Below are 13,588 nucleotides of genomic sequence, written 5' to 3' on the forward strand. Positions count from 1 at the left end.
CAGGCGCCCCCACGGGGGTACGGACAGAGTGGGGAGGGCCAGGACAATCGTCCCGGCCCCACCCCCGCGTCTTGGGAGGTCCCCGATGGAGCCCGGTTCACTGGCCGCCCTCGAATCCGGAACCCCCTTCGCGGACCGGCACATCGGCCCCGGCGCTGAAGAGCTCGCCCGCATCCTCGACGTCGTCGGCGTCACCTCCCTGGACGAGCTCGCCGAGCGGGCCGTCCCCGCCTCGCTGCGGGAGTCCGCGGCACCGCTGGAGCTGCCGCCGCCCGCGACCGAGACCGGCGCACTCGCCGAGCTCCGCGCGCTGGCCGCGCGCAACCGGCCGATGGTCCAGATGATCGGCCTCGGCTACCACGACACCGTGACCCCGCCGGTGATCCGCCGGAACGTGCTGGAGAGCCCGGCCTGGTACACCGCGTACACGCCGTATCAGCCGGAGATCTCGCAGGGCCGTCTCGAAGCGCTGCTGAACTTCCAGACCATGGTCTCCGACCTGACCGGCCTGCCGATCGCTAACGCCTCCATGCTGGACGAGGCGACCGCCGCGGCCGAGGCGATGACGCTGGTCCGCCGGGCGGGCAAGGCGAAGTCGGACCGGTTCGTGGTCGACGAGGACACCCTTCCGCAGACGATCGAGGTCCTGCGCACCCGCGCCGAGCCGCTCGGTATCGAGCTGGTGACCGCGGATCTGTCCCAGGGCATCACGGGGCTCGGGCTCGGTGGGGACTTCTTCGGCGTGCTGCTGTCGTATCCGGGCGCGTCGGGTGTCGTCCGCGAATGGGACCACACCATCTCCGAGGTCAAGGCACTGGGCGCGGCGGTGGTGATGGCCGCGGATCCGCTGGCGCTGACCCTGTTGCGCCCGCCCGGTGAGCTCGGCGCCGACGTCGCGATCGGGTCGACGCAGCGCTTCGGTGTCCCGATGGGCTTCGGAGGGCCGCATGCGGCGTATCTCGCCGTCCGGCAGGGGCTCGAACGGCAGTTGCCCGGACGGCTGGTGGGGGTGTCGAAGGACGCCGACGGCGCGCCCGCGTACCGGCTCGCGCTCCAGACCCGTGAGCAGCACATCCGCCGCGAGAAGGCGACGAGCAACATCTGCACCGCCCAGGTGCTGCTGGCGGTGATCGCGTCGATGTACGCGGTGTACCACGGTCCCGAAGGCCTGCGCGCCATCGCGAACCGCGCGCACCGGATGGCCACGGTGCTCGCGGCGGGGCTCGCCGAGAACGGTGTGGACGTCGTGCACTGCGAGTTCTTCGACACCGTGACGGTCTCCGTTCCGGGGCGTGCGGCGGGGATCGTCGGCACGGCCAGGGAACTCGGGGTCAACCTGCGGCTCGTGGACTCCGACCATGTGGCCGTCGCGTGTGACGAGACGACGACCCGCGAGCATCTTTCCCTGGTGTGGAAGGCGTTCGGGATAGCGGTGTCCGATGTGGACTCGCTCGACGCGGACACCGCGGACGGCTTCCCGCCGGATCTGCGCCGCACCAGCGACTACCTGACGCATCCGGTCTTCCACGCGCATCGCTCGGAGACGGCGCTGCTCCGGTACCTGAGGTCGTTGTCCGGCAAGGACGTCGCGCTCGACCGGAGCATGATCCCGCTCGGCTCCTGCACGATGAAGCTGAACGCCACGGCCGAGATGGAGCCGATCACCTGGCCCGAGTTCGCCGGGCTGCACCCGTTCGCGCCCGCCGAAGACGCTGCGGGGCTGCTCACCGTGGTCAAGGATCTGGAGCGGTGGCTCGCCGGCATCACCGGCTACGACGCGGTGTCCCTGCAGCCGAACGCCGGAAGCCAGGGCGAGTTCGCCGGGCTGCTGGCGATCCGCGCCTATCACCGCGAACGCGGGAACGCGGCACGCGACGTCTGCCTGATCCCGTCCAGTGCCCACGGGACGAACGCGGCTAGCGCGGTCATGGCCGGGATGCGGGTGGTCGTCGTGAAATGCGACGACGAGGGCAATATCGACCTCGGCCACCTCAAGTCCACTGTGGACGAGCACGCGGACGACCTCGCCGCGATCATGATCACCTACCCGTCGACGCATGGCGTCTACGAGGACACCGTCCGTGAGGTCTGCGCGCTGGTGCACGACGCGGGCGGCCAGGTGTACGTCGACGGCGCGAACCTGAACGCGCTGATCGGCGTGGCGCAGTACGGGAAGTTCGGCGCCGACGTCTCACATCTGAACCTGCACAAGACCTTCTGCATCCCGCACGGTGGCGGCGGGCCGGGTATCGGTCCGATCGGCGTCCGCGCGCATCTGGCGCCGTACCTGCCGAACCACCCGCTGCAACCGGACGCCGGCCCGGCCACCGGGGTGGGCCCGATCAGCGCCGCGCCGTGGGGGAGCGCGTCGATCCTGCCGATCTCCTGGGCCTACGTCCGGATGATGGGCGCCGACGGCCTGCGGCGGGCGACGCTGACCGCGGTCGCGAACGCCAACTACGTCGCGAAACGTCTCGCCGCGCACTATCCGGTGCTGTACTCCGGGCACGAGGGACTCGTGGCGCACGAGTGCATCCTCGATCTCCGCGCGATCACCAAGCGGACCGGCGTCACGGTCGACGACGTCGCCAAGCGGCTGGCCGACTACGGGCTCCACGCGCCGACGATGTCCTTCCCGGTCGCGGGCACGCTCATGGTCGAGCCCACCGAGAGCGAGGACCTCGGCGAACTCGACCGGTTCTGTGACGCGATGATCGCGATCCGCGGCGAGATCGAGAAGGTCGCCGCGGGGGAGTGGCCGGTCGCCGACAGCCCGCTGCGCAACGCCCCGCACACCGCGCGCTGTCTCGCGGGCGAATGGGATCGGCCGTACAGCAGGGAGATCGCGGTCTTCCCGGCCGGGTTCACCGCGTCGAAGATCTGGCCCCCGGTGCGGCGGATCGACGGGGCCGCGGGCGACCGCAACCTCGTCTGTTCCTGCCCGCCACCGGAGGCCTTCGCCTGAGGGTCAGCCGGGCATCTTGTCGAGAAAGCCCAGCACCTGCTTGATCCGCCCGTCCTCGACGGTGATGACGTCGAAGCCGATCGCCAGCGGCTCTTCCGCGCCGTCGGGGCCGAGGTACCACTGGAACCGCGCGATGTCGTGGTGCGCGTCCGGGGCCGAGGGCAGGCTGAACCACAAGCCCGCGAACTGGGCCTGGGCGCCGGCGATGAAGCCGTCGACGCCCTCGTGGCCGGTGACCGCGCCGAGCGGGTCGGTGTAGGCGGCGTCCTCGGTGAACACTTCGGCGATGAGCGCGCGGCGCTTGTCCGCGTCGGTCTCGTTCCACACGGCGATGTACTGCTCGGCGACGCGCTGGATGTCCGACATGGTGTCTCCTCGTTTTCCTGTGGGGTAACCGATGCCGCAACTCTGTCGGCTGAAGCGGGTCCCGTCGATTACGCGGGAGGTAATGGCGGCGCGACACCCGGGGTGCGTAGGTTCGTGATCGTGACGACCACAGTGACCGCGGGCCGCCCCGTCGGCGAGCTCCTCCGCGAATGGCGTGACCGCCGCCGGATCAGCCAGCTGGACCTCGCCATCTCGGCGGACATCTCCACCCGGCATCTGAGCTTCGTGGAGACCGGCCGCTCCAAGCCCAGCCGGGACATGGTGCTGCGGCTCGGCGAGCACCTGGAGGTCCCCTTGAGGGAACGCAATCAGCTGTTGCTGGCGGCCGGTTACGCGCCCGCGTACGCCGAAAGCGGCCTCGGCGCCCCGGAGATGGCGGCGGTCCGCAAGGCGGTCCGGCAGCTGATGACCAGCCACGAGCCGTACCCGGCCGCCGTCGCCGACCGCTGGTGGAACCTGGTCGACGCCAACGCGAGCATCTCGATCATGACCGGCCTGGTCTCGCCCGCCTTGATGACGCCGCCGGTCAACGTCCTTCGGGTGACGCTGCATCCGGAGGGGATGGCGCCGCACGTGCTGAACCTGGGGGAATGGCGCGCCCATCTGCTCGGCAGGCTGCGGCGGCAGGTGATCCAGACGGCCGACCCGGCGCTGACCGAACTGCTGGAGGAACTGCTCGCCTATCCGTGCGCGGATCCCGTCCCCGAGGTGGAGGTCCCCGGGCCGGGTGACATCTTCGTCCCGTTGAAGCTGCGGCACGAGGACGCCGAACTCACCTTCTTCAGCACGGTCTCCACCTTCGGGACGCCGTTGGACGTCACGGTCGCCGAGCTGGTGATCGAGTCCTTCTTCCCGGCCGACGCGGACACGGCGGAATATCTGCGCGCGTACGCGGCGCGCGGGGTGGAATGATGCCGGGAAAGAAGCCCTGCCACAGACTCCAGTGAGGATTCCTCTTCCATGGCCGTGCCTTCCGTCGTCCTGAACAACGAGGTAGCCATCCCCCAACTCGGTTTCGGCGTCTGGCAGGTCCCCGCGGGCGACACGGCCAAGGTCGTCCGGACCGCCATCGAGGCCGGATACCGCAGCATCGACACCGCCGCGTCCTACGGGAACGAAGCCGGTGTCGGCGAGGCGATCCGGTCGGCGGGAGTACCCCGCGACGAACTGTTCATCACCACGAAGCTCCCGAATCCGGGCCACGGCTACGACGAGGCGCTCCGTGCCTTCGACGCCAGCCTCGCGGAACTCGGCCTGGACCGCGTGGACCTGTACCTGATCCACTGGCCGACACCCGCCCGCGGGAAGTACGTCGAAACCTGGCGGGCGCTGGAAAAGCTCTACGCGGACGGCCGGGCGCGCGCCATCGGGGTGTCGAACTTCCACGTCCCGCATCTGTGCCGGCTGTTCGACGAGACCGGGATCGTGCCCGCGGTCAACCAGGTCGAGCTGCACCCGCGGCTGCAGCAGAAGGCACTGCGGGAGTTCCACGCCGAGCACGGCATCGTCACCGAGGCGTGGAGCCCGCTCGCGCAGGGATCGCTGCTCTCGGACCCGACGCTGACCGCCCTCGCCGCCAAGTACGGCAAGAGCCCGGCACAGCTGGTGCTGCGCTGGCATCTGCAGCTCGGCACGGTCGCGATCCCGAAATCCGTGACGCCGTCCCGGATTCGCGAGAACTTCGACGTCTTCGATTTCGAACTGGCCGAGGACGATCTCGCGGCCCTCGCCGAGTTCGACGACGGGACGCGCACCGGGCCGGACCCGGACACCTTCGGCTCCTGAGCCTTGTTTGCCTCAAGTACATGAAGGCCCCCTTCCTTACGCCAGGCGTAAGGAAGGGGGCCTTCATGTACTTGAGGTAGGTGCGAAGGTCGAGGGTCCTCGGCTGAGCCGAGGGAAGGGGTCCTTCACGCGCAGTCGTTGTGGCTAATGGTGCCTGTGGGGCGAATGCGGCGATTGTCGAGTCCGTGAAGGCCACGGCGGTCGGCACTGACGCCCTTGCCGCTCACGAGGACCGAGGTACGGGAAAGGCCCCTTCCCGAGCGGCGAAGGGGCCTTTCCCGTGGTTCGAGGGGCTCAGGTGGCCTTGATACCCGCGGCGGCGAAGTCGGCCTGCTGGGCCGGCTGCTGCAGGTACTGACGGAAGGTCTGAGCGGCGCGCATCTGGACCTCGTCGATGCTCTTGCCGGCGAGGCCGACGAGCGGGTAGTCGGCCGAACGCGCCGTCGCGACCGACTGGGCGGGCGACCCGACCAGCGCGGGTTTGGCGGTGTTCAGCTCGGTCACCCAGTAGGTGGACTCGGGGATCCACGCGGCGGGGAGGCCGCCGATGGAGTCCAGGTTGGTCCGGCCGACGAGGCCGTCGAGCACGGAAGCGGAGGACAGCGCGTCGACCTGGATGACCACGCAGTGGTCGCGGACCACGGTCGCGGCGTTGTTCCACCGCTCGGCCGCCGCTCGCACGGGCTTTTCGATGCTGGGGGTGACGATGATCCGCATCGGGGTGTCGCCGGCGCTGCACGCCTTGGCCTGGGCTTCGGCACGGGTGTTGAGCTCGCCGTCGGCCCAGTTCCAGCCGAACACGCCGATCGCGACCAGGACCACGAGGACCAGGCAGGCGATCGGCCATTTGGCGATCCGGCGCCGCGGGGCCTTCTTCCCGACGATCCGGTGTGAACCGGTCGCCTCACCGCGGCCCTGAGGCCGCTTCGGCGGGTCGAGGGGATGCGGCACCGGCTCCTCGACCGCGCTGTGTCGCCCCATCGTTGTCCTTTCGAAACGTGCGCGCTCGCGCTGCGTATGCAATCAAACCGTTATCACTCTAACAGGGGAGGATGTTACGGGGAATGCGACGACTCACAGTTGTTTTCCGCGTGTCGCGGGCACCTTCTTTAACCCGGCGAGGAGCCGTTGGCAATGCGCTATCAGGTGCTCACGCAGCGGCGCGGCCCGGCGGGCGAACGCGGCCTGAGCGCGGGCGTACTCGGCCCGGCCTTCCGGGGTCTCGATCCGGACAGGGGAGTACCCGAACTCCGCCAGATCGTACGGGCTGGCCCGCATGTCCAGTTCCCGGATGTCCGCCGCTAGTTCGAAGCAGTCCCCGACCAGCTCGGCGGGCACGAACGGATCGAGTTTGTACGCCCACTTGAAGAGATCCATGTTGGCGTGGAGGCAGCCCGGCTGCTCGAACTCGGTCTGGTTCTCCCGCGCCGGGCGCAGCGTGTTGCGAGGCCGGGCGGGTTCGGTGAAGAACCGGAACGCGTCGTAATGCCCGCACCGGATCTCCAGCGACTCGACCACGCCGTCGGTGCCGGCCGAACCCAGCCGGAGCGGAAGTTGTGAGTGACGAACCTCATCCGCCGATTCCCGGTAAACCATTGCCCATTCATGCAGCCCGAAACAACTGAGTCTCGGAGACCGGGACGCGGTCGCGGAAAGCAGTCCGAGGACGAATTCCGCGGTCTTGGCCCGGCCCTCGGTGAAGCCCGCCCGATCGAGCATGACGCCCTCCGGGGCCTCCAGGTAACCCTTCCGCTCCAGGAACCGCCGGGCGGACGCGCCTTCGAGCACGACCCCCGGACCCGGTTGCCAGCGTTCGAGATGCCCGGGCCGGTGCGAGTAGTAGGTGAAGAGGAAGTCGAGCACCGGATGCTTTTCGCCCCGTGATCGGCGGCGCTGGTGCGGGGTCGTCCAGCGCCGCATCCGCGTGACGTGCTCGTCTTCCCGAGCCCGCCAGACGGGCTCGGGAAGGACGATCGGGCCGGTCACGACATGACGTGGGTACCGTCGCGGACAGTCCCCACGTATTCCTCGACGAGATCCTCCAGCGCGACGACGCCGACCGCCGCCCCCGCCGGGCTCAACGCCCGCGCCAGGTGGCTGCCTTCCTTGCGCATGGCCGACAACGCGTCGTCGAGCCGGGCGTCGGCGTGCAGTTCGGTGAGCGCGCGCGTCTTGTCCGGCGGAACCACGGTGGTCGGGTCCTCGCCCACGAGGTCGAGGATGTCCTTGACGTGGATGTAGCCGGTCAGCGTCCCGTCGTCGGTGCACACCGGGAAACGGGAGAACCCGGTCGAGGACACCGCGCGCTCGACGTCGCCCAATGTGGGCGAGCAGGGCAGCGTGGTCAGCTGCGCGGTCGGGACCAGCACGTCGGCCACCGTCTTCTCCACCGAGGACAGCGTCTTGCTCAGCCGCTGGTGCTCGGAATGCTCCAGCAGCCCCTCGCGCCGCGACTCGCTGAGCAGTTCCGCGAGCTCGTCGGAGGTGTAGGCGGTTTCGAGTTCGTCCTTCGGCTCCACCTTGAACAGCCGCAGCAGGGAGTTCGCCACGAAGTTCAGCAGCCAGATGAACGGGTTGGCGAGTTTCACCCACGCCACGTGCACCGGGACCAGCCACAGCGCCAGCCGTTCCGGCTCGGCGATCGCGAGGTTCTTCGGCACCATCTCGCCGATGAGGACGTGCAGGATGGTGATGAACGCCAGCGCGATCGCGAACGAGATCGGGTGCAGCAGGACGTCGGGAAGCCCGAACAGCTCGAAGAAGCCGGCCAGCTGGTGCGCGACGGCCGGCTCGCCGAGCCGTCCCAGCAGCAACGAGCAGATGGTGATGCCGAGCTGCGCCCCCGCCAGCATCAGCGAGACGTTCTTGCTCGCGTTGATGACGATCTTGGCGCGGGTCTTCCCCTGCTCCAGCAAGGCTTCCAGCCGGTCGCGCCGCGACGAGATGAGCGCGAACTCGGCGCCGACGAAGAACGCGTTGGCCAGCAGCAGGACCACGACGAGGAAGATGTTGAACCAGTCGTTCATCGGGCGGGCTCCTGCTCGGCGGAAGTCGCGGTTTCGCTGACCCGGCGGACTTCGACCTCGGCGATGCGGAGACGGTCCATCTTCGTCACCGTGAGCCGCCAGGCGTCGAGATCGGTGGCGTCGCCGGGGGAGGGGATCCGGCCGAGCCGCTCGAGGATCAGCCCGGCGATGGTCTCGTAGTCGCCGTCAGGCATCCGGAACCCGGTCTCGTCGGTGACCTCGTCGGCGCGAAGCTGCCCGGAAACGAGCCAGTTGTCGGCGCCGACCTGCTGGGAGGACGGCGCTTCCCGTTCGTCGTGCTCGTCGCGGACGTCGCCGATGATCTCTTCGACGACGTCCTCCAGGGTCACGAGGCCCGCGGTGCCGCCGTACTCGTCGACGACGATCGCGAGCTGGAACCGGGAATCGCGCAGCCGGTTGAGCAGCGAGTCGCCCGGCAGCGATTCGGGCACCGTCGGGATCGGCCGCATGACCGAGCCGATCCGTACCGTGGCGCGCTGGGCGGCCGGGATGGTGAACGCCTGCTTGATGTGCACCGCGCCCTGCACGTCGTCGAGGTCCTCGGTGTAGACCGGGAAGCGCGAGAAGCCGGTGCGGCGGGAGATCTCGATGAGGTCGGCGATCGTGTCGTCCACGGTCAGCGATTCGAGCTGGACGCGGGGCGTCATCAGCTCGTCGGCCGTCCGCTCGCCGAAGCGCAGCGACTTGTCCAGCAGTTCGGCCGTGGACGTGTCGAGCGTGCCGCTTTCCGCGCTGGACCGCACGATCGAGCCGAGCTCCTGCGGCGACCGGGCCGACCGCAGTTCCTCCTGCGGCTCGACGCCGAACTTGCGGACGAGGAAGTTGGCGCTGTTGTTCATCAGGGTGATGAGCCAGCGGAACAGCGACGAGAACCGCGAGTGGTACCCCGCGACGGCGCGCGCGGTCTGCAGCGGCCGGGCGATCGCGAGGTTCTTCGGCATCATTTCGCCGAGGATCATCGACAGCGACGTGGCCAGGATCAGCGCGACCGCGAGCGACACCCCGTTCGCCACGCCCTCGGAGAACCCGACGGCGGTGAACAGCGGGTGGAGCAGGTCACCGATCACCGGCTCCGCGAGATAACCGGTGATCAGGGTGGTGATGGTGATCGCCACCTGCGCGCCGGACAGCTGGAACGAGAGCGTGCGGTGCGCCTTCTGCACGGTGTGCGCGCGTTTGTCGCCGACCTGGCGGACGTTCGCGTCGACCGTGCTGCGCTCGAGCGCGGTGAGGGAGAACTCGGCGGCGACGGCGAGGCCGGTGCCGACGGTCAGCAGGAGGAACAGGAGGATGCCGAGAACGGCGAGCAGGACTTCCATCATTCCCTGCCGACGGGGACGGCGGGAAGATCAGCGGAACAGCCGGGTGTGCCACCCGGCTCGATACTGTCACCAGGTGACTGCGCGTCGCGCACGAAAAGAGTCACTCCTCGATCGGAAACCAACAGACACCACCGCTGTACTGCGGCGATGGGACAATCTTAACGCGTTCCCCCGGCCGCGTGGGCCCGGTGCCGCCGCACGCTCTCCTCGACCAGGTCGAGGACGGGGCCGAGATCGTCACCCGGCTGGCCCATCGCCAGGTGCGAGACGAGACCTTCGAGGACGAGCTCGAGGTACGCGGTCAGGACGTCGACGTCCACGTCGTCACGCAGGATCCCGGCGTCGCGCTGACGCAGCAGACGACGGCGGGTCGCGGCGGTCAGCTGGTGGGATCGCTCGGCCCAGCGGGCGCGGAACTCGGGGTCGGTGCGCAGCCGCCGGGAGACCTCCAGCCGCGTGCCGAGCCAGTCTGCGGGGTGCTCGCTGCGGTTCGTCAGCAGCTCGCGCATCACCTGGACGAGACCCTGCTCGGCGACGATGTCGGCCATGCGCACCGCGTCGTCCTCGGCCAAGGCCAGGAAGAGGGACTCCTTGTCCCGGAAATGGTGGAAGATCGCACCGCGGGAAAGGCCGGTGGCTTCCTCCAGCCGCCGGACGGTGGCACCCTCGTAGCCATAGCGTGCGAAGCACACGCGGGAGCCGTCGAGGATCTGGCGCCGGCGTGCGTCGAGGTGATCCTGGCTGACCCGTGGCATCCTGGAATCCTGTCACCGAGGACCCGCTCAATGCAATCCGTACGTACGTACTGTGACCGGTTCGCGGGATGATCGGCCGCCGCGGGAACCGAACGGCCTCGCGACACGTCCGACTACTCGGCCGGATCGGCTGACACGCCGTCCGCCGCTTGGCTACGCTTTGTCCGTCACGGTGCGTGAATGCTGAGGGGAAGGTGCGGGCGTGAACATCATCGGCGACGCCGCGAGCGCGATCAAGGCCGTCTGGGGTGACCTGACCACGCCGAAGGAGCCGACCGTCTACGGCGGTGGAGGCGGTGGCGGCGGCGGGTTCGAGATGAGCCCCGAGGAGCTGAAGACCGTCATCGGGCTGTGGGAAGACGAGCTCGAGAAGGTCGTGAAAGACGGCGACGAGATCCGCCGCATCTCGGAGGACCTGATGCCGCCGGGAAAGGACGAAGCCAGCTCGAGTTACGTCGATTCCGGGATCACCTCCTTGATCTCCCTGCAGAACCAGAACGACTCGATGAAGGCCTACATCGAGGGGTACATCAAGAAACTCGAGCTCGCTCGCACGAAGACGATGGCCACCGATCAGGCCAACACCCTGCGCACGACCTGAGGATGCCGAACGTGTTGAGAAATCGTGCCGCCGCGGTGGCGCTCTTGTTCGTTTCCGCCGTGGTCGCGGGGTGCGCGGGGGAGACTCCAGGTACAGCGAGCCCCACCCAGGGAACGGTACCGTCATCGGCTCCCTCGGCCGCGCCGGAAGACCCGAACGTCCCGAAGGTGACGAATCCCCTGGACGCCTCGGCGTTCGTCGGTGACGCGTGCAAGCTGCTCCCGGCGGCCGCGACTGCGGAACTGGGGTTCACGGAGCCAGGAGAACCGAAGAACGACACCAGTAACCCCGCTTGCAGCTGGGGAATCCGGGGCAAGGCCGAAAGTCTGCAGATCATCCTCGGCAGTGGCAACCGCGAAAAGGGCATGGGCGGCCTGACAGGCCTGCACAAGGCCAAGGAAGCCGGGCAATTGAAGTTCCTGGAGCCCGGCCCCGACGTCGACGGCTATCCGACCGTCTATTACGGACTGCAGGACCGGCGAGCGCGTGGCAACTGCGACCTTTCGGTCGGCGTCGCCGATGACCTGGCGATCAGCGCCCAAGCCGAGGGCTACGAGAACGAACAGGATTCCTGTGGGACCGCGCAGAAGGTCGCGTCGGCCCTGATCAAGACACTCAAGGGGGCATGAGGGTGGACGGCAAACAGATCTTCGAGAACTTCACCCAGGGCGATACCCGCAACCTGCGTTCGGCGGCCGATCGCATCGCGAAACTCTCGGAGGCCTACGTCGAGCGCGGGATGGCCATCAAGTCCCTGCAGACGCGGATGACCTCGTCCTGGACGGGCTCCGCCGCCGACGCGGCGAACGCCGGCGCGGGCCCGCTCGAGCAGGCCTTCAAGGAGACCGCGGATCCGCTGTTCCAGACCAGGGATTCGGTGACGACCCAGGCCGACAGCTTCGACGACTCGGGGTCGTCGGTCGTGCCCGTGCCGCCGAAGCCGGACAAGCCCAACCCCTGGACCACCGGCCTGAAGGGCGCCATTCCCATCGCGGGGCCGTTCATGGTCAACAACGACATCAAGAACTACCAAGAGGGCGTCGCGAAGCACGAGGCGGCGAACCAGAACAACGTCCGGGTGATGGACCAATACGACTCGGTCACCAGCAGCACGAGCTCGAGCCTGCCGACCGATTACGGCGTCCTGAAGAACGACGGCGCGAACGTCAGCGTCAAGACCCCCGGCGGTACGCCCCCGATCGTGATTCCGCCGTACCCCCCGGTGAAGCCCGGCAGGAACGGCAGCGGTGACGACGACGGCACCGACACCAGCGGCACGGACGACAACGGCACCAACCAGAACCAGAACAGGCCGGGCGGCGACCAGAACCAGAACAGGCCGGGCACCAACGAGGACCGTCCGGTGCCGCCGAGGGACAGGCCCGACGGCAACATCACGACGCCGACGCGGAAGCCGCCGGGTACCGGCGACGACGACACCACGCGCCCGACCGGCGGTGGCAAGGGCAAGCCGGGACCGACGACCGACATCCCGGGCCGGGTCCCCGGACGCGGACCCGGTGACTCGGACAACGTCATCGGTCTCCCGAACGGGCCGGGACAGAACTACAACCCCGGCGGTAACACCGGGCAGAACCCGCCCGGCGGCACCAGCGGACGCAACGTTCCCGGCCCCAACAGCGCGGCCGGCAGGCTGCTCGGCGGTGAGGGCGGTACCGGCGGTCGCGCGGGCGGTCCCGGTGGGCCCGGTTCGGGCGGTCTGGGCGCGGGCCGGGGTTCCGGCATGGGCGGGCTCGGCGGTCTGGGCGGCGGAGACCTGGCCGGTGGGCGCGGTGGCGCCGGCCGTGGCGGCGCCGGTGCGATGGGCCCGATGGGGGCGGGCGGCAGGCGTGCCGACGGTGACGAGGACGACGAGCACCAGCGTCCCGACTACCTGATCGAGGCCGACCCCGACGCGATCTTCGGCACCGACCAGCGGACCAGTCCGCCGGTCATCGGCGAGTAGCGGATGACCGTCAGAACGGGCCGGGTGGACGTCCCGGTCGAAGCCTTGGCGGCGCTCGCCGAACGCGAACGCGTCGGCGACCTGCACATCACGCTGCGCCCCGAGCCGCGCTGGCTGTCCAGGACGGCTCGCGCGGAAGCGGACAAGCGAGTCGAAGCGGCGTTGGCGCAGGCAGGGCTGCTGGATTCGAGCGGCCGTGCGTCGGTCGACTTCCTGGACTGGCTTCCGGTGCTCACGAAACCGGCCATCGAGTACTACGGCTGGGTGAACGCCGGAGGCCAGACCTACGGCCTCCTCGCCGCCTCGCTCGGCTTGCAGGCGGTCCTGGCCGTGGCGTCCGGTGACTGGGTCGGGTTGCAGGAGATCGATCGGCGTCGGCTGCCGGAAACGCTGATCGAACAGCTGCCGCCCGTTCCGGCGGGCGGCGGCAGGCTTCGCACGGTCCGCGCGTACGAGCTCGAAGAGGCGGCCCGGCGCGGCCCGGACACGCATTCGCTGCCCCCGGTGATCGCGGACATCGTCAGCCTCGTGCAGCGGCCGGTCGAGGGGAGCGGCGAGCTCTACGTCGGCAAGCGGGACGAGATCGGCAGGCATGTGGCCGTCGAGGATCCGCTCCACTTCGCCGACACGGACTGGGGCCGCTACCTCAGCTACACGACCGGGCACGGCAACGACGCGGTGGTCCACATCGGACCCGCGGGCCCGGCGGAGCTGGCCGACGCGCTCCGGCACGTCTCCGGGACCTTGCCAGGCTAGTCAC

At 69.2% G+C, this 13,588-nt stretch carries 13 protein-coding genes; 7 read left to right on the forward strand and 6 right to left on the reverse strand.

Features of this window, described 5'->3' with window-relative positions; genetic code table 11:
- The first annotated feature begins 85 nt into the window (after positions 1-85).
- Positions 86-2,965 (forward strand): aminomethyl-transferring glycine dehydrogenase, encoded by a 2,880-nt coding sequence (gcvP, locus tag ACZ1DY_RS21130; protein ID WP_465485476.1) that lies wholly within the window; start codon positions 86-88, stop codon positions 2,963-2,965.
- A 3-nt stretch (positions 2,966-2,968) separates the two neighbouring features.
- Here the strand turns inward: gcvP and ACZ1DY_RS21135 are convergent, their stop codons facing one another.
- Positions 2,969-3,331, reverse strand: a complete 363-nt coding sequence (locus ACZ1DY_RS21135; RefSeq protein WP_465485477.1) for a nuclear transport factor 2 family protein — start codon at positions 3,329-3,331, stop codon at positions 2,969-2,971.
- A 114-nt stretch (positions 3,332-3,445) separates the two neighbouring features.
- Here ACZ1DY_RS21135 and ACZ1DY_RS21140 point away from each other — a divergent pair, with 114 nt between their 5' ends.
- Positions 3,446-4,264, forward strand: a complete 819-nt coding sequence (locus tag ACZ1DY_RS21140) for a helix-turn-helix domain-containing protein (RefSeq protein WP_465485478.1) — start codon at positions 3,446-3,448, stop codon at positions 4,262-4,264.
- Between the two features lie 48 nt (positions 4,265-4,312).
- Positions 4,313-5,137, forward strand: coding sequence for an aldo/keto reductase (locus ACZ1DY_RS21145; RefSeq protein ID WP_465485479.1), 825 nt, complete (start codon positions 4,313-4,315; stop codon positions 5,135-5,137).
- A gap of 294 nt (positions 5,138-5,431) precedes the next feature.
- On the opposite strand, the gene ACZ1DY_RS21150 is transcribed toward ACZ1DY_RS21145, so the two are convergent.
- The 5 genes from ACZ1DY_RS21150 to ACZ1DY_RS21170 all read right to left on the reverse strand — a co-directional run bounded on the left by ACZ1DY_RS21150 (position 5,432) and on the right by ACZ1DY_RS21170 (position 10,261).
- Positions 5,432-6,118, reverse strand: a complete 687-nt coding sequence (locus ACZ1DY_RS21150) for a hypothetical protein (protein WP_257487070.1) — start codon at positions 6,116-6,118, stop codon at positions 5,432-5,434.
- A gap of 93 nt (positions 6,119-6,211) precedes the next feature.
- Positions 6,212-7,123 carry a 3-methyladenine DNA glycosylase gene (locus ACZ1DY_RS21155; protein ID WP_465485480.1) on the reverse strand — a complete coding sequence of 304 codons (912 nt, stop codon included), beginning with the start codon at positions 7,121-7,123 and terminating at the stop codon, positions 6,212-6,214.
- Positions 7,120-8,163, reverse strand: a complete 1,044-nt coding sequence (locus tag ACZ1DY_RS21160) for a hemolysin family protein (protein WP_465485481.1) — start codon at positions 8,161-8,163, stop codon at positions 7,120-7,122. The genes ACZ1DY_RS21155 and ACZ1DY_RS21160 overlap by 4 nt, the downstream gene beginning before the upstream one ends.
- Positions 8,160-9,506, reverse strand: coding sequence for a hemolysin family protein (locus ACZ1DY_RS21165; protein WP_465485482.1), 1,347 nt, complete (start codon positions 9,504-9,506; stop codon positions 8,160-8,162). The genes ACZ1DY_RS21160 and ACZ1DY_RS21165 overlap by 4 nt, the downstream gene beginning before the upstream one ends.
- A gap of 158 nt (positions 9,507-9,664) precedes the next feature.
- Positions 9,665-10,261 (reverse strand): TetR/AcrR family transcriptional regulator, encoded by a 597-nt coding sequence (locus ACZ1DY_RS21170; protein ID WP_125678272.1) that lies wholly within the window; start codon positions 10,259-10,261, stop codon positions 9,665-9,667.
- 202 nt (positions 10,262-10,463) lie between these two features.
- Here ACZ1DY_RS21170 and ACZ1DY_RS21175 point away from each other — a divergent pair, with 202 nt between their 5' ends.
- The 4 genes from ACZ1DY_RS21175 to ACZ1DY_RS21190 are packed head-to-tail and all read left to right on the forward strand — an operon-like array spanning position 10,464 to position 13,584.
- Positions 10,464-10,862, forward strand: coding sequence for a hypothetical protein (locus tag ACZ1DY_RS21175; RefSeq protein WP_257487066.1), 399 nt, complete (start codon positions 10,464-10,466; stop codon positions 10,860-10,862).
- A gap of 2 nt (positions 10,863-10,864) precedes the next feature.
- Complete coding sequence (locus ACZ1DY_RS21180) at positions 10,865-11,491, forward strand: DUF3558 domain-containing protein (protein WP_465485483.1); 627 nt, start codon at positions 10,865-10,867, stop codon at positions 11,489-11,491.
- The gene (locus ACZ1DY_RS21185) at positions 11,488-12,828 is read left to right on the forward strand and encodes a WXG100 family type VII secretion target (protein ID WP_257487064.1); all 1,341 of its coding nucleotides are present in this window, start codon (positions 11,488-11,490) and stop codon (positions 12,826-12,828) included. Before ACZ1DY_RS21180 ends, ACZ1DY_RS21185 begins: the two co-directional genes overlap by 4 nt.
- Positions 12,829-12,852: 24 nt before the next feature.
- Entirely contained in the window at positions 12,853-13,584 is a 732-nt protein-coding gene (locus tag ACZ1DY_RS21190) for an ESX secretion-associated protein EspG (RefSeq protein ID WP_257489989.1), read from the forward strand.
- Positions 13,585-13,588 lie beyond the last annotated feature (4 nt).

It is taken from the genome of Amycolatopsis sp. PSD-21, from assembly GCF_055561455.1.

Excerpts from the sequence above, each read along its gene's own strand:
- gcvP (WP_465485476.1), top strand. The coding sequence starts at position 86 with ATGGAGCCCGGTTCACTGGCCGCCCTCGAATCCGGAACCCCCTTCGCG.
- ACZ1DY_RS21135 (WP_465485477.1), bottom strand. The coding sequence starts at position 3,331 with ATGTCGGACATCCAGCGCGTCGCCGAGCAGTACATCGCCGTGTGGAAC.
- ACZ1DY_RS21145 (WP_465485479.1), top strand. The coding sequence starts at position 4,313 with ATGGCCGTGCCTTCCGTCGTCCTGAACAACGAGGTAGCCATCCCCCAA.
- ACZ1DY_RS21150 (WP_257487070.1), bottom strand. The coding sequence starts at position 6,118 with ATGGGGCGACACAGCGCGGTCGAGGAGCCGGTGCCGCATCCCCTCGAC.
- ACZ1DY_RS21160 (WP_465485481.1), bottom strand. The coding sequence starts at position 8,163 with ATGAACGACTGGTTCAACATCTTCCTCGTCGTGGTCCTGCTGCTGGCC.
- ACZ1DY_RS21165 (WP_465485482.1), bottom strand. The coding sequence starts at position 9,506 with ATGATGGAAGTCCTGCTCGCCGTTCTCGGCATCCTCCTGTTCCTCCTG.
- ACZ1DY_RS21170 (WP_125678272.1), bottom strand. The coding sequence starts at position 10,261 with ATGCCACGGGTCAGCCAGGATCACCTCGACGCACGCCGGCGCCAGATC.
- ACZ1DY_RS21180 (WP_465485483.1), top strand. The coding sequence starts at position 10,865 with ATGCCGAACGTGTTGAGAAATCGTGCCGCCGCGGTGGCGCTCTTGTTC.
- ACZ1DY_RS21185 (WP_257487064.1), top strand. The coding sequence starts at position 11,488 with ATGAGGGTGGACGGCAAACAGATCTTCGAGAACTTCACCCAGGGCGAT.